Genomic DNA, 15724 nt, shown 5'->3' on the forward strand with positions numbered 1-15724 from the left:
GCGCAGTTTATCATCGTTACTTGCCACACTAACCAGAAATAAGGTGATTCATGAAAACACACTCCATCATATGTGTTGTATTCAGTTCACTGCTGATGATGAGTTGTTCAGCCAGCAAAGATTCCCCACCCCCTGTTGTTGAGGCCCAACCACAGATAACCCCCTGCCCGGAAGAAAGGCCGCAATTCTGCACACGTGACTACCGACCAGTATGCGCGCAGAAGGATACCGGTATTCGCTGTGTCACTACGCCCTGCAATTCTTACGAATATTTCACCGCAGGTAACGCTTGTACCGCATGTGCAGATGAGAAAGTCATTGGCTATACACCCGGTGAATGCCAGGAGAACACGCAAGAACCATCATGATTCTGACTGAACTCGCGCAATCAAAAAAAAACTTCGCCCTCGCACTGAGCGGCGGCGGTGTAAAAGGACTGGCCCACATTGCCCTGTTAAAAGAGTTTGATCGACACGGACTCCGCCCCAGTTTGATATCCGGTACCAGCATGGGTGCCATTATCGGGGCGCTCTATGCCCGGGGCTTATCTGGCCAGGAAATTGAAGATAAGGTAAGAAGCCATATTCTGCAGAAGGGTGAAAAAGTTAAAAGTGTATTCAAAAGGCGCAAACACCTGCTGAAGTGGGCCAAAGTCTTCACTTTTGAAAAATCACGTGGTGGTTTTTTTACTGCTGACGGTTTATTTGAGCATCTGTTCTATGAACTAAAAGACTGCCATTTTTCCGACCTGGCTACCCCGTTTGTTGCGGTGGCAACGGACTTTTACACTGGCCACGAGGTGGAGCTTAGCCAAGGCGAACTCTTAACCGCCGTTAAAGCCAGTATGGCGGTTCCCGGCGTGTTTGCACCGGTCGAAGTCAATGATCGCCTTTTGGTCGACGGAGGGGTAGTAAACAATCTACCGGTAAAACAGATTTTTAATAAAGCGGATGTAACATTTGCCTCAGACGTCATATCCCTTCATCAAAAACGCGATCCAAACCCGATACAGTCGCTGTCAGGTTCGGTAAATATTATGTTGAGGCAGTCTACACGTCTGCAATTAGAGGCTTATCCGGTTACACATTTAATTGAGCCTGATACAACCGGAGTGGAGCTGTTTGACTTCAGAAAAATTGGAAAAATATTAACCATGTCTGAGCAATCTGTACGGGAGCAAATTAGTTGATCACTCCCGCTAAATATACAGGCTAGCCTATGCGTATTAGCGTTATTATCCCTTTCTACCAAGCCTACTCGTTTTTTGAAGAGGCGTTAAAATCTGTCGTCGACCAAACCTATCCCGCTCAGGAAATTCTCGTCATCGATGACGAATGCTCCGAGAAATCCACAAAGTTTTTATCCTCATTTTCACAAATATCCGTTATTACACATTCACATAATAAAGGCGTAGCCGCCGCCAGAAATACCGGCATAGCCCACGCCAACTGCGAGTGGATTGCATTTTTGGATGCCGACGATTTATGGTTACCGGAGAAACTGGAAAAACAGATGCAGTTTCTTAGCGAAAACCCAAACGTAATTGCCTGTCACACCGGGATAATAACGTTTGACGGGGAAAAAGACCTTAAAACATTTATCGATAAACCCCACCGGATTACGCTACAAGATATGCTGGCAAGCAGTCACGTTTGCCCACCAGCAACACTCATAAAAAAAGAGGTGATCTGTGAAGTTGGTTTATATGATGAGCAATTCGGTTGTACGGAAGATCACGATCTGATTCTTCGTGTTGTCAACGCGGGTTATCAAATTGGTTTTATTGCACAGGCTTTGGTAAAAGTCAGACGCATGAACCAGGGAAATATATCATCCCAATGGAAGCCAATACTAAAAGGCAATTTTGCTTTGCTGAGGAAACACCACTTACTATATAAACACCACCCAGAAATCCGATCGCGCTTTTTCTACCAGACATTGGTTACAGCCAGCGGTAAAGCTCCCTGGTTAACAGCAAAAATCCTTTCTGTAATAGCAAAACTATACCAGGTCACCCATAGAAAGCGGTTGGGCGGTTAGACATACTGGCCGGCACAATAACCACTTGACCAAGCCCATTGGAAATTATATCCACCTAACCAACCAGTCACGTCCAACACTTCACCAATAAAGTACAAACCGTCAACGGTGTTAGCTGCAAATGTTTTTGAGGATATATCATTTGTATCGACACCTCCGCGAGTCACTTCCGCTGTTCGATACCCTTCCGTGCCAGAAGGTTTGAATTGCCAAGACTTAAAGTGCGTAACGATGTTTGACATCTCCTCCTGAGTCAATTGGTGAAACGGTTTATTTAATCCTATTTGTTCCAACCATATTTGACTGAATCGTTTAGGCACAAACTCACCCAAAAGATTTCGCAGCTCACTTTTACTTTGTTGCTCCCGCCAGGAATTGAAATATTCATTCAAATCAATGTCAGGTAGAAAATCTATCGTGACTTGTTCACCGAGATCCCAGTAGTTAGTAATTTGCAATACTGCGGGACCACTCAGCCCTCGATGAGTAAATAACAGAGCATCTTTAAAAGACTGATGTTTACATTGAATAGTGACATCTAAAGACAAACCCGAAAGTTGTTTTGCGATTTCCAAACTATTCCCGGTAAGCGTAAAAGGAACCAGGGATGCCTGGTAAGGAATAATATTTAAACCAAATTGTTTGGCGATATCAAAACCAAACGCCGTTGCCCCCATAGTGGGAATAGATAGACCACCTGTGGCGACAACCAGAGATTCAGATTTAATATCGCCGATTGAGGTTACACATTTGAAATTTTTATTCTTTTTAATTTTTTCAATCGAACACTGAGTGACAATATCCACACCCGCTTTGTCACATTCCGCCAGGAGAATATTTAATATATCCTGCGCTTTGTTCTCACAGAAGAGCTGGCCTTTGGTTTTTTCGTAGTACGCCAGGTGATACTTATCAACCAAACTGATAAAGTCATATTGCGTGTAACGGCTTAAGGCAGATTTACAAAAATGGGGATTTTGAGAAATAAAATTTTCCGGCTCAATATAGTAGTTGGTAAAATTACAGCGCCCGCCACCGGACATGAGAATTTTCTTCCCCACTTTATTTGCATGGTCCAATACAGCAACTTTTCGCCCCCGGTGTCCCGCTGTTGCGGCGCACATTAACCCAGCTGCACCACCACCCAGAATCACCACATCGTATTTCATCACATCAAGTTACCTATGCTGGATCATTACCTACCTCAGGGCACACGCTGCACACTTTTCCCCCAGGCACTAAAAAACCCGCAAAAGATACGTTGTTATCATTCAGCACGCAACTTTCTCCGAAATCAGCGCATATTCGCTACAAGCTTTTCCTTTATGTCAAAACACCGATGCTTTTCATTAATGGGAGACGTAGACTCAACAGGAATGCGATCATTAGATGACCAATTGATTGACCCTTAGGTCTATCTTAACTAAGGACTCAAACTCGAACCCCGGACATGTCAACACGAATCGCCGCTACACAATCAGGCTTTCAATTGTGGCGCTATTTCGATCAGCTTTAACCCCATACATATTGTGAATAAGTCTTATTGTTTTCCTGGCTGGTTTAAACGTTAAACACAATCAATATGACAGTTTTATTACAGATTAAGAGGCTCGAAAAGCATCAATCCGGGTATAGAAAACGGGCAAGCATTTAATTAAGAGAAACTGAAATATAACTGACGTATGTTTGCGCAATATTAAAACGACTGGATATATTATTATTTTTTTGTCTCAAACTAAAAATATGCACCAATATATTGCTTGCTTTGATGAATATATCTTTATAGTCTAAAGAGATAAACATTAAATAGTACTTTGTTCTTCAAAATCTTTTTTTTGTCACTATATTAATCTACAAGAGATGCTTTTTTCGTAATACTTACAAAAAATAAAAATACTAGAAGAGTGAAGTACCTGTATTTACCAGTTTTTTAATACTCTTAAGCACTGAAATATAAATCAAGACAGATCGTCCTTTATGTTTATGGCAGATAGGTAGAAGCTGGTTGTCATACCAAGGAGCGATTGTATGCATAAGTTGTATCCTTCAGATTTGTGGAGCATTGAAATTTACTCTGCAAAGCGACATCAATTTCAACAGCAGGTTGGTGCTCACAAAAAAAACAGGCAAATTGTATTAGGCGACTGTGTAACCGTTACTTTTGAAGATGAGGTAACGGTTCGCTATAGAATTCAGGAACTTATCCGGTCTGAAAGGATTATTGACAAGCAGCAGCTACAGCATGAGCTGGATTTATATAACCCGCTAATTCCCAACGGAAATAATTGGAAGTGCACGGTCAGCACAACTTTTTCTCGCACCCAAATCAGTCACAGTTTTTTGGATGATATTGAAGGCAAAATTTGGTTAACCGTGGATGGCTGCGCACCTTTGAGAGCAGAAATCCGTCTGAGCAAAGTACAAGCACGACTCGATGACAAGCCAGCGACCCTTCGTTATCTTCAGTTCGATCTTACAAAAGATATGATTACCAAACTACAACATGGAAGCCCATTATTTATGGGAGTAGACCACCCAGGCTACTGGGTGGATAAAACCTCTATCGGCAAACACATCGTTACTGAATTAGTAACGGATTTGGCGTCGATAAATTAAAATTTAATGCAAATTATTCCCAGAACTGGTTTTTTATCTCGTCCATTTTTTCCAACAGCGGGCCATCTAACTCTTCCGGTCTGACCCGGTTAATTATGTTGTTCAACACCCGCCGTTCATTTGCATCCAGTTCACCGTCACGCATGGCGATATCAAAAATCTTGCCTAATTCTTCCGCATCAAGCTTGCCATCATCTGCAAAGCAATTGATGGATTTAAACGTCATTTCTAGATAATCTTTGCTTTCGGCCATGACCGCCTCCCAATTAATTCATTTTCCAGAAACCCCACTCTGATTCCTGCTCTTTAAGGTTAGTACCTGATGCGATCAGCATGGAGATTTGGTTGTTTTGTTGATCTTTGTTTTTCCAGAAGCCCCAGAATTTATCACTTTCCAGATGGCGGTTGCCAAGATCCAGATCATCAAATTGGGTTGCCAGGAGTCCGTCAAAAATCGGTACATCCACTTCCGTTGGAACACTCTTGATCATTTGATAGCGTAACCAATCACCGGGGATAGAAAGATATTTGAAGACCGCCAGACCAAACAAAACAGGCAAAACGATGCCCAGAAAGCACATAACGTATTGATTTTCATGCAGGTTTAGCAAAAAAGTAAGATTAAAAACGACACTCAAACCCAGCAATGGAGGAAAGATATAATTCTCATTCCTATGTCGGTTAACAATAAGCACCACCCCGCAGTGAGGACAGACCTGTGGCTTATCGTAATAAACGCCTCCCCATTTCAGGCCTGCTCGATGCAAAGGCAGGAGACAATTCGGACATGATCGATTCATAATTCCCTCTGGCATTTCTCCAAAATGACACACCTAAAAGCAATATTAGACGACACAATAAATTATAATGCGACCGTTATTTGCGTTTTTAAGCGTAAAAATTGAAATCGTGGGTAGGGGAGTATGCGGCTATGCCATCTAAGCTAGAGATAGGAGGCTTGCTCGAGCAGGGCAGTTAGCGCATCTATAACCGATACCTAACCACCAAGCTCTCATTTATTGCATTTGGCTATACTGCTTTATCTTGTTTCAGGACGACTAACTTACATTTTGCAATCGAACTAACAAGCAAAAGCTTAATATTACGCTCTCCGTATTTCGCAATAACGTAAGCCACAGCGCACAAAACCAGAACCGGCAAGATTGGATAGAGTAGCCCGTTGTAGCCAGCATCCAACTTACCCAACTTGATAATCATCGCTATCATCGCGTTTTCGTGGATTAGGTAAAGCGGGTAACTGATAAAACCAAAAAACAGGAACACCCGAGCGACTAACACCCTTTGCGCCAAACGGCTTACCAAAGAAAGAGCAAAGATCGCTGAAATAATCCATGCACCAACAATATCGTATGCCGTAAAGTGTCGAACAAAAATAGAAGAAACCGCCGAAATTACACAGCCATATATAAACCAGCTGTTTTGCCTTTCTTTGAAATAAATGTAGAAACACGCCCCAGCTGCAAACCAGCCAAAATATTCAAATGTCATTACAACAGAAATTTTATGGGCTAAAACAAGAGGGAGGAACTGTGAGTAACCAACAAGCTGCTCGGAAACCACACTCATGACGTAGACCGCAAGCAAGCTTAGAACAAGAATATTTCTGCCAGCAACGAAATAGACAATAGCGGCAAAAATATAAAATTTAAACTCAACATACAGTGACCAATAAGCACCCTCAAGGGACTCAAAGGAATGGCCAAATATCTTACCGAGAATATCCGGTTCCATGAACGTTAAGCCAGGAATGAGATGGATCGCATCAACCTGACCAGCAGGGCGCTCCAGAAAGAACCCTTGCGAAGCAAACACCAGCAGCGAGCAAATAAGCATACCAGGAAATAATCTTAACCACCTGCGGTAGACAAAGGTCTTTATGCCATCACATTTTTCCAGTGTCATTAAAATCACAAAACCGGAAATTAGGAAGAATAACTCAACACCCAACCATCCCATTTTAAAGATGGCCACATGCTGGTAGCTATCACCATATGGAACCAACGCTGGCCAGCGCGAAAAGGCATGGTAGCCAATCACCATCAAAATGGCCAAGCCACGCATACCATCCAAAAAGTCAATTCTATTTGACACTGTACTCTCCCAAACCGCTACTTAATCGCTATTTGTAACGCGTGAATAAAAGGTTGATAACCCGTGGGGTTTAAATGCAAACCATCACCGATATGCAAGATACGTTTTAGGTTGCCATTAGCATCCTTCATATCAGCCCCTGCATCGATAAATACCGCACCATGCTTTTTGGCTAACATATTCAGAGCATTGTTAATTTCGCCAATACGTTGGTTGTAGCCTAAAAGCCCTGATGAAGCCTGTTCATCCACGGGGAGGATAGCGCTTAACACCACTTTCACCTTGGACGGTAACCGTTGCAATATTGTTTCGATATTTGCCACGATCGCCTGGTTACTGCTGGCCCCCGCAAGGTCGTTTACACCAATCGCAATAACAATGACAGATGCACTTTCCAAATAGCGATAGTCTTCAATTCTGCGAATAACACCTGCGCTGGTATCACCACCAATACCCAGGTTAACCGCGTTACCAGCAACAGCATTAACAGCCAATCCCTGAATAATTGAATCACCGATGAAAAGCACCGCACCCTTTGGGATGTTGCCACTTACCCGCTGATGAAAGGTGACCATATTTTGGTAGAACCTGTTCTGATCATACACAGCCAAACCAAGCTTTCCGGCAAATAGGTCTGCATAATAGGGGCGCACTATTAACAATGCCAGTATTGCGTGCAGAATCCCCACATAGATAGCAATACATATGATTAAAACACGAGTTTTACTGCTGTATGAACTAGCCATATACACCTTACAAAACGTATTTATTCATGATTACAATGCATTAATGATTAACGCAATCATAATGACCTGAGGCAGCGTAACCAGAGGAAGAAATAACGCCAGTTTCCAGGATCGCGTTGTCTCTTTTAATACCATGATCTCCGTGTAATCCGTAGATACTCCGGTCATCAAAAACGCGAAACTGTTTCCGGGGGCACCGGCACGGTTAAAAATATCCGCGGCAATTGGCGTCGACCCTTCAGAACACACTTCTAATATGGTGGCCGCGACTAACGTCACACCTAAGCCGAGAATACTCGGGCCAAAATAGGTGCCAAAAATATCCTCAGGCACAAAGACACGAATAAGGGACGCCAAAACAATACCGAAAAATAACCAACGTAGAACCGTGCGGGATTCTTTAATGCCGTCAGTAATGAATACAAGGATGGATTTCGGGGTGATTCTGATGGACGCCAACTCATTTTTTATCGCAGGAACAAGCTGATAATCTTCTGGAAGGTCACACCTATTAGGGTTTCGAGGCAGCACATTTTTCTCAACCAGCACGTCGAATATAAACCCGGTTACTAGTGCGATCGCAATCGAGAGCACAATGAACAACAACGTCCAGGTTAAACCGATCAAGGCAATTAATATAAGTGTCAGGGAAAATGAATTCCACGGGCTGGCAATAAGGAATGCCATCACCTGGCCGGTGGAAACCCCGCGTTCATATAATTTTGCCCCTACCATCAAAATACCGTGGCTGCACAAATCCAACAGCACTCCAGCGCCAGTTGCTCTCAACAAACCTTGCCAACCCCGATTGGTGCCTAAAGCGGAAATAACAATCTCTCGAGGTAATCGCGACAGTAACGCAACCATCAAGATACCGAACAACGCACCCCAGGCCATAGTATTGACCAAGTCAAATGAAGCGTGGCCCAGTCCGTGTATTTTATCGGCGTAGGCCAGAGGTAAACTTGGATTAATAAGGTGTACTGCGTAAAAAAAGATAACGAAGCCTGCTGAACACCACAATAAATAGTCAAACTTTTTTGAGTCAGTATCGCAACACGACACTTCCATCTTGCTCTCTGATGCAGCAGACCCACAACAAGAGTTTTTCTGTTGAACAGTTTCCGTTGGTTTCGAGTCGCAACAGGAAGAGGCTGCCTCTTTCTTGATATCGGTTTGATTACCGCAACACTTTTCAGACACTTTGACACCTATATACACAGATTGCTGTAGTCAAAACCCACATTGTTTATACCGTTACTTTTTTACAATGTTAATTCCGGGTTTGCTCTTCATACCAGGTAAGCAGCTCAATGGCTTCTTCACGTGTGTCGCCACAAAAAAACTTTTCTGGTCGAAACTGCTGGCAAACTTTCGGATATTGGCTTTGACCCCATATCCGGCAGTTCATTGTCTCCAAATTTAAATTGACACAAACGGTACCCGCAGGCTTTCCATTGGGCATACCCGGAATCGGGTTGTTAATCGACGGCACAATACAGCATGCGCCGCAATTTGGTCGGCATTCCATATAGCAGTTACTGGGGTTTAAGAATCTCTTGCCACCAGTTTAATGGCGTTACACCGTCGGCAGGATCGTAGACATTACCGTAAAACCAGGCACTTTCCGTCTCTTCACCGATATGATCATTCAGTATCGCTTCAATCTCTTTAAAACCGCAACTCACATGAATACTGTAGACAAGTAACCGCTCGTTTTCGAAATCCAGACTTCCCCCCAGTTTTTCCAGGCGGGGTGTAACATCGGCTTCAATCGCACCAATATCCTGCTTGGCAAATACACGGATACTCAGATTGCCAGAACGTTTAATGAGTTCAAATGTACGCTCGTCCTGGTTGAGCTTTACGTTGTCACCTTTAGCCACACCCTGGACAAAACTGGGCGATTTAATTAACTTGCAGCTATCATCATCTAATATTTCTACCTGTAGCCGCTCAACCACGGGCTGACCATCTGGCCGTAAGCCAGCGTATAATTCAATAAACTGATAATTACTCATATAAAAAGGGGCCCCTTCCAGCTAAGCTCCGCATTATAGTTCATAGTCGGCTTCATTAAAGGAGACATTCATGATCCGCACTTTTGGTTTACTCACCTTTCTCTCTATCGTATTTCTCGCAGGCTGTGCCGAAAACCCGGTAACTGGAGAATCGCAGTTTTCGTTGATTTCTCCCGCGCAGGAAGTGGAGATCGGCAAGAAAAATTACGGCCCCTATCAACAACAACAAGGCGGTCGGTATATCGTCGATCCGGATTTAACCCTGTACGTGAATCAAATAGGGCAAAAACTGGCTAAAGTCAGCGATAGACCCAACTTACCCTATGAGTTCGTTGTGTTAAATAACGATGTTCCCAACGCATGGGCGTTACCTGGCGGAAAAATTGCCGTTAACCGAGGACTCCTGTGGATGCTGGAAGACGAAGCCCAGCTGGCAGCCGTACTCAGTCACGAGATTGTTCACGCCGCCGCCAAGCACGGTGCAACGCAAATGACCCAGGCAACATTACTCGGGATCGGTGTCAGTGCCGCAGGAATGGCCTCACAAAACTCTGAGTATGGGCAATTAATTTCAATGGGTGCAGGTTTGGGCGCAGGCTTATATCAAGCTCGTTATGGACGCCAACAAGAACTCGACTCGGATTTTTACGGCATTAACTACATGGTTAAGGCAGGCTATGACCCTCAAGCCGCAGTGGAGTTGCAGGAAAAATTTGTTGAACTCTCTAAAGGCCAGCAAAGTAACTGGATGTCAGATCTATTCGCCAGCCACCCACCATCACAGGAACGGGTAGACAAAAACCGACAAAAAGCCCAATCACTCGGTAAAGGTGTGCGCAACAAAGAGCTTTACCAAGCGGCCATAAAACAAATCAGAAAGGACCGCGCCGCGTACGACCTCAACCAAAAAGCCCGCAAAGCACTGGCAGACAACAATATCAACAGCGCGTTGGCCCTGACTCATCAAGCGATAAAAATGCAGGGTAACGAAGCCTTGTTCCACATTACCCGCGGCCAGGTCTATATGGCGCAGAAGCAGTTTGATAACTCAGCCAAAAACTTTTCCAAAGCTGTGGCGCTTAACCCGGAGTATTTCCTGGGCTACCTAGGTTTGGGATTATCTCAACTTGAACAAAAGAGCAGTACTAACGCCAAAAGCAATTTGGAAAAAAGTACTCAATTGCTACCCACCCCAATAGCGGCGTTTCATTTGGGTGAACTGGAATTAGCTGCAGGGAATCGAGACAAGGCTATCGGTTATTTTCAGTTTGCCGCTCAAGATCAGGGACAAATCGGCCAGGCAGCCAAGCAACAGCTTGCTCAACTACAACCAGCTACAACAGCACAATAGCTATTCGGAATTTTTGCAGGACATATTGAGTGGCGCGATCCGCGTCACTCTCTTTTTCTCATCACGCCAGTATTACTTCAATTAACAAGCAAAATTGCCTTCTTTTCGTCGACGTTCGCACTCTTTTCTTATGTTTTCGCACGCGGTTACTTTACCGGGAGAGGTGGGATTGCCTTGAATACAAGCCTCTCTTTTTGCAGCCAATTCCTGATTACTCATTCCCCGAATACCACCTTCACAGCCAAGAAGTATCAGGCTAGACAAGAGTAAACATAAATAAGTGAATCGAGTGGATAAACTCATAGCGCCTCAATGGTGTGTTTAATTATTTTAAATGGCTATGTATGAGTTTAGCTTATTCTTAAAAGATCGTTTCGTTTCTTGGAAAAACACCAAAAACGTATAAAAAACACGCTACCTGGGTAGAGGGGCTCGCATGCTCTGCTCACGTTCTTCGATTTGTTTTTCAATTTCTTTGATGGGCAGGTGACGAACATCTGTGCCATAAACAAGATAAATCACCTGTTCAGCAATATTCCGGGCGTGATCACCAATGCGCTCCAAAGAGCGTAGCGCCCAAGTAACATTCATCACCCGACTGATTGAGCGGGGGTCTTCCATCATAAAGGTGATCAGTTCACGCATTGCCGATTTGTATTCCCGATCCACATCTTTATCTTCCCGGACCACCCGTATTGCTGCCTTCACATCAAAACGGGCAAACGCATCCAGAGCCAGATTAATCATCTGCGCAACATTCGCGCCGATATGACGAAGCTCAACATAACCGCGCGGGGCTTCACCTTCTTCGCTGAGTGCCAGCGCCATTTTGGCAATTTTATTGGCCTCGTCACCAATACGTTCTAAATCCCGAGTGGCTTTGGAAACCATCATGACCAGACGTAAATCAGATGCTGCCGGTTGCCGTCGAGCCAGGATCAACGTGCACTCATGATCCAGATTAATTTCCCACTGATCAATTTCCTGCTCCAATCCACACACTTCATCGGCCAGATCCACATCCACCGTTTCAATCGCCTTTACCGCATTAACGACCTGATTTTCCACCATGCCGCCCATCTCCAGAAAATCTGAGCGAAGAGTTTCGAGGTCGGCATTAAATTGCTGCGATATATGTTGATTCAGATGAGTCGCGTTCATTGTTTTCATACTCTAAAAATACCTTACCCCAAACGACCAGTAATATAGGCTTCTGTCAGCATATGTTCGGGGTTGGTAAATACTTTTTGCGTGTCGTTCACTTCAATAATTCTTCCCATGTGAAAGTACGCTGTCCTATCAGATACTCTAGCAGCCTGTTGCATCGAGTGGGTGACAATTACGATAGTGTAGTTTTTCCCCAACTCAAACATGAGTTCTTCGATTTTGGCCGTGGCAATCGGGTCCAGTGCCGAGCAGGGTTCATCCATCAAAATCACTTCCGGCTGAATGGCAATGGCTCGGGCAATACACAAACGTTGCTGTTGCCCACCAGACAAACTGGTACCGGGTTTGTGTAATATATTTTGCACTTCTTCCCATAATCCTGCCCGACGCAGTGATGTTTCAACAATTTCGTCCATTTCCGAACGGCGGATAGCCAAACCGTGAATACGTGGCCCATAGGCAACGTTTTCGTAGATGGATTTTGGAAACGGATTGGGTTTTTGAAAAACCATGCCCACCCGAGCACGCAAGGTCACCACATCCATTTTCGGGTGATAAATTTCTTCACCGTCCAATTGAACCTGACCGGATACTTCGCAGCCTTCGATAATGTCGTTCATTCGATTCAAACAACGTAAGAATGTGGTTTTACCGCAACCGGAAGGGCCAATCATCGAAATAATTTCTTTGTTGCCGATATCAATGCTGGCGTTATTAATTGCCGCCTTACCATCGTAGGTAACGCTCAACTTACGTACTTTGAATTTAATATCGTCGTTGAGCAACGCTTTACCTACCGCCTGATCAGCATCAGGAAGGGTGGAATTTTCTCCACTGCCAGGTCTATGGGTAGTTTGCTCAGGAGTTTCTACTGTCATAACTTATCTCATTAAAACGACAATCGTTTACCAACGTTTTTCCAGCCGTTTTCGTAACCATACCGCCAGCGCATTCATAAACACCAAAAATGCCAGAAGCACCATGATGGCAGCCGACGTTAATTCAACAAATGCTTTTTCCGGGCTATCTGCCCATAAATAAATTTGCACAGGCAGTACTGTAGCCGGATCAGTAATACCTGAGGGAATATCGACTATAAACGCCACCATACCAATCATCAGTAGCGGCGCGGTTTCACCCAACGCCTGGGCCATACCAATAATGGCCCCGGTTAACATTCCCGGCATGGCAGCAGGTAAGACATGATTCAAAATAACCTGCATTTTCGAAGCACCCACACCGTAAGCCGCCTCTTTAATCGATGGCGGAACCGCTTTGATGGACGCCCGACTGGAAATAATAATGGTGGGTAAGGTCATTAAGGTCAGAACCAGCCCACCCACTAGCGGCACCGAGCGAGGAACACCTAATATGCCAATAAAAATCGCCAGCCCCAATAGCCCAAAAATAATGGAGGGTACGGCAGCGAGATTATTGATATTCACCTCGATAAACTCAGTCCACTTGTTTTGCGGCGCGTACTCTTCCAGATAAACTGCCGCCGCAACACCAATAGGAAATGACAAACAGAAGGTGACTAGAAGAGTCAGCATACTGCCGACTATTGCACCGTAGATACCCGCAATTTCCGGTTCGCTGGAATCGCCGTTGCTGAAAAAACTGGTGTTAAAGCGCTGTTTAATTTGATTGTTGTCTTGCAGTTGTGCAATCCATTGTTTTTGCTGCTCGGACAAACGGGTTGAAAACCCTTTGCTCCCTGTTGCACCAAAGGATTTTATATAGGTATCCACATCGTCGTCGGCCAGAACCCAAAGTGTCTCGTTGCCACCTAGTAGTTGAGGATTTTTCTCCAACTCCGATTTAACCTGATAGGCCACTCCAATACTGAGCAAACGAGCAAGTTCTCGCTGGTCTTCATCCTGCTGCACGGCAGGGAAATTGCTCAATAACGCCTGCTTGACCACAATACCGTAATCAGCTGAGTTCAATTGGTCCAGGTCTTCCATGTCGTAGAGGTACATGGCTTCGCGGTCAAACTGAATATCAAGTTCAATGTATGTTTGACGAAAAGAACTAAAACCACGACCAAATATTTCACTGAAAAGCACCCCCAGAGCCAACATACTAAAGAGCACAGAGAGCAAACCGATGGATTTAAAAATCTTTTCCGAGCGATAACGCCGCTTTAAATTTTTTTGAATTTGCTCCGAAATATTATCCACGCTTTGCGGTTTAATATTTTTCTGATGACTATTCATAACGCTCCCTATGTTTTTTAACGACTCGAAGCGCATAGATATTCAGAATTAACGTGGAAATAAACAGCATCAACCCAAGTGCAAACGCAGCCAGCGTTTTCGGGCTATCAAATTCCTGATCGCCAACCAATAGTGTGACTATCTGAACCGTGATGGTTGTGACTGCTTCCAAGGGGTTTGCCGTAAGGTTGGCCGATAATCCCGCCGCCATCACCACAATCATGGTTTCACCGATAGCCCGGCTCACTGCTAACAAAACGCCGCCAACAATACCGGGCAACGCTGCAGGAATGATAACGGTTTTAATCGTTTCCGAAGGCGTCGCGCCCAAACCAAGTGCACCTTCTTTCAGGGAAATAGGCACCGCGTTAATCACATCATCCGCCAGAGAAGAAATAAACGGGATAATCATAATGCCCATCACCAGGCCTGCGGCCAGCGCACTTTCGGAAGCAACGGTTAACCCCAGGCTTTCACCGAGATTTTTAATAAAGGGAGCGACCGTTAAGGCGGCAAAAAAGCCGTAAACGACGGTGGGAATACCCGCGAGAATTTCCAATGCAGGTTTAACAATATTGCGCGTTTTACGACTGGCGTATTCCGACAAATAAAATGCAGACATAAGCCCAGCCGGGACCGCAACAAACATGGCGATACCTGCAACCAACAAAGTGCCGGTAAACAAGGGAACCGCACCAAAGCTGCCGGATGCTGCAACTTGTCCCTCGCGTATGGCAATTTGAGGGCTCCACTGCAAACCAAACAGAAAATCAAACAACGGCACTTCGTGAAAAAACCGCAGTGACTCAAACAATACCGACAGCACGATACCCACGGTAGTAAATATCGCCACTAGGGAACACGCGAGCAACGCCAGCTTAAATGAATTCTCGACCTTTCTGCGCGCCTCAAATTCGTGGTGAATCCGCGCCCAACTGATCACCATAATGATGGCCATCAAACTGGAAATAAACGCCACCATGGCCCACCAGCTGATCGCCTGAAGCTGGCTGAAGCGGTCAGCAGCATCCAATAAATACCAGGGGGTTTTCCCCGGGAAGCCACCATGAGCAATATTTTCAATTTGGTTCATCACCAAACCGAGTTCGTCCTTGGGCAGGCTGGAGATTTCCGCTGGCAATTCTCGCAAAATGATGGCTCGCACTATGTCGCCATCAAAGAATTTCCACAAAACCAAAACCGTTAAGGAAGGCAAGGCACACCAGAGTGCGGTCAATACACCATGGTAGAAGGGTAAGGAGTTCAGGTGATGCACTCCCCCCAAAGATAAAGCGCCATGTAATGACCGGTTTTGCCCCATAACGTAAGCAAAGCTGGTCATACATAGAATGATGACAACAAATAATAACGTATTCATTCCGTCACACTAATTTCGTTCATTCACCCTGACACAATGATAAAACCCGGCATATGCTGAACATCCACCGGGCT

At 44.7% G+C, this 15724-nt stretch carries 18 protein-coding genes; 5 read left to right on the top strand and 13 right to left on the bottom strand.

The window, feature by feature from the left end; translation table 11 throughout:
- Positions 1–50 precede the first annotated feature (50 nt).
- The 3 genes from P5V12_RS19150 to P5V12_RS19160 are packed head-to-tail and all read left to right on the top strand — an operon-like array spanning position 51 to position 2040.
- Entirely contained in the window at positions 51–368 is a 318-nt protein-coding gene (locus P5V12_RS19150) for a hypothetical protein (RefSeq protein ID WP_316954683.1), read from the top strand.
- On the top strand, positions 365–1189 hold the full coding sequence (locus tag P5V12_RS19155; protein ID WP_316954684.1) for a patatin-like phospholipase family protein: 825 nt from the start codon (positions 365–367) through the stop codon (positions 1187–1189). The genes P5V12_RS19150 and P5V12_RS19155 overlap by 4 nt, the downstream gene beginning before the upstream one ends.
- Positions 1190–1218: 29 nt before the next feature.
- Complete coding sequence (locus P5V12_RS19160) at positions 1219–2040, top strand: glycosyltransferase family 2 protein (RefSeq protein WP_316954685.1); 822 nt, start codon at positions 1219–1221, stop codon at positions 2038–2040.
- Here the strand turns inward: P5V12_RS19160 and P5V12_RS19165 are convergent.
- Complete coding sequence (locus P5V12_RS19165; RefSeq protein ID WP_316957453.1) at positions 2037–3209, bottom strand: NAD(P)/FAD-dependent oxidoreductase; 1173 nt, start codon at positions 3207–3209, stop codon at positions 2037–2039. The two genes, P5V12_RS19160 and P5V12_RS19165, sit on opposite strands and share 4 nt — an antisense overlap.
- Before the next feature lie 859 nt (positions 3210–4068).
- Here P5V12_RS19165 and P5V12_RS19170 point away from each other — a divergent pair.
- The gene (locus P5V12_RS19170) at positions 4069–4656 is read left to right on the top strand and encodes a DUF3501 family protein (RefSeq protein ID WP_316954686.1); all 588 of its coding nucleotides are present in this window, start codon (positions 4069–4071) and stop codon (positions 4654–4656) included.
- Between the two features lie 13 nt (positions 4657–4669).
- Here P5V12_RS19170 and P5V12_RS19175 read toward each other — a convergent pair whose 3' ends face one another.
- The 7 genes from P5V12_RS19175 to P5V12_RS19200 all read right to left on the bottom strand — a co-directional run bounded on the left by P5V12_RS19175 (position 4670) and on the right by P5V12_RS19200 (position 9535).
- On the bottom strand, positions 4670–4909 hold the full coding sequence (locus P5V12_RS19175) for a hypothetical protein (RefSeq protein WP_316954687.1): 240 nt from the start codon (positions 4907–4909) through the stop codon (positions 4670–4672).
- 13 nt (positions 4910–4922) lie between these two features.
- A complete protein-coding gene (locus tag P5V12_RS19180; protein WP_316954688.1) occupies positions 4923–5456 on the bottom strand; it encodes a hypothetical protein in 534 nt (177 codons plus the stop codon).
- A 229-nt stretch (positions 5457–5685) separates the two neighbouring features.
- The gene (locus P5V12_RS19185) at positions 5686–6768 is read right to left on the bottom strand and encodes an acyltransferase (RefSeq protein ID WP_316954689.1); all 1083 of its coding nucleotides are present in this window, start codon (positions 6766–6768) and stop codon (positions 5686–5688) included.
- A gap of 17 nt (positions 6769–6785) precedes the next feature.
- Entirely contained in the window at positions 6786–7514 is a 729-nt protein-coding gene (locus P5V12_RS19190) for a GDSL-type esterase/lipase family protein (RefSeq protein ID WP_316954690.1), read from the bottom strand.
- A gap of 30 nt (positions 7515–7544) precedes the next feature.
- On the bottom strand, positions 7545–8717 hold the full coding sequence (locus tag P5V12_RS19195) for a permease (protein WP_316954691.1): 1173 nt from the start codon (positions 8715–8717) through the stop codon (positions 7545–7547).
- 70 nt (positions 8718–8787) lie between these two features.
- Positions 8788–9045, bottom strand: coding sequence for a YkgJ family cysteine cluster protein (locus tag P5V12_RS21815; protein WP_410483302.1), 258 nt, complete (start codon positions 9043–9045; stop codon positions 8788–8790).
- A gap of 7 nt (positions 9046–9052) precedes the next feature.
- Complete coding sequence (locus P5V12_RS19200; protein WP_316954692.1) at positions 9053–9535, bottom strand: DUF4265 domain-containing protein; 483 nt, start codon at positions 9533–9535, stop codon at positions 9053–9055.
- A gap of 70 nt (positions 9536–9605) precedes the next feature.
- Here P5V12_RS19200 and P5V12_RS19205 point away from each other — a divergent pair, with 70 nt between their 5' ends.
- A complete protein-coding gene (locus P5V12_RS19205; RefSeq protein ID WP_316954693.1) occupies positions 9606–10886 on the top strand; it encodes a M48 family metalloprotease in 1281 nt (426 codons plus the stop codon).
- Between the two features lie 81 nt (positions 10887–10967).
- Here the strand turns inward: P5V12_RS19205 and P5V12_RS19210 are convergent, their stop codons facing one another.
- The 5 genes from P5V12_RS19210 to pstC form a co-directional block, all read right to left on the bottom strand.
- The gene (locus tag P5V12_RS19210) at positions 10968–11189 is read right to left on the bottom strand and encodes a hypothetical protein (RefSeq protein WP_316954694.1); all 222 of its coding nucleotides are present in this window, start codon (positions 11187–11189) and stop codon (positions 10968–10970) included.
- Between the two features lie 111 nt (positions 11190–11300).
- A complete protein-coding gene (gene phoU, locus P5V12_RS19215; protein ID WP_316957454.1) occupies positions 11301–12047 on the bottom strand; it encodes a phosphate signaling complex protein PhoU in 747 nt (248 codons plus the stop codon).
- Between the two features lie 23 nt (positions 12048–12070).
- On the bottom strand, positions 12071–12931 hold the full coding sequence (pstB, locus tag P5V12_RS19220) for a phosphate ABC transporter ATP-binding protein PstB (protein WP_316954695.1): 861 nt from the start codon (positions 12929–12931) through the stop codon (positions 12071–12073).
- Positions 12932–12958: 27 nt separating this feature from the next.
- Complete coding sequence (pstA, locus tag P5V12_RS19225; RefSeq protein WP_316954696.1) at positions 12959–14272, bottom strand: phosphate ABC transporter permease PstA; 1314 nt, start codon at positions 14270–14272, stop codon at positions 12959–12961.
- Complete coding sequence (gene pstC, locus P5V12_RS19230) at positions 14265–15650, bottom strand: phosphate ABC transporter permease subunit PstC (protein ID WP_316954697.1); 1386 nt, start codon at positions 15648–15650, stop codon at positions 14265–14267. The genes pstA and pstC overlap by 8 nt, the downstream gene beginning before the upstream one ends.
- Between the last annotated feature and the right edge of the window lie 74 nt (positions 15651–15724).

Source organism: Teredinibacter sp. KSP-S5-2, assembly GCF_032773895.1.
In the GTDB taxonomy this organism is placed as follows: domain Bacteria; phylum Pseudomonadota; class Gammaproteobacteria; order Pseudomonadales; family Cellvibrionaceae.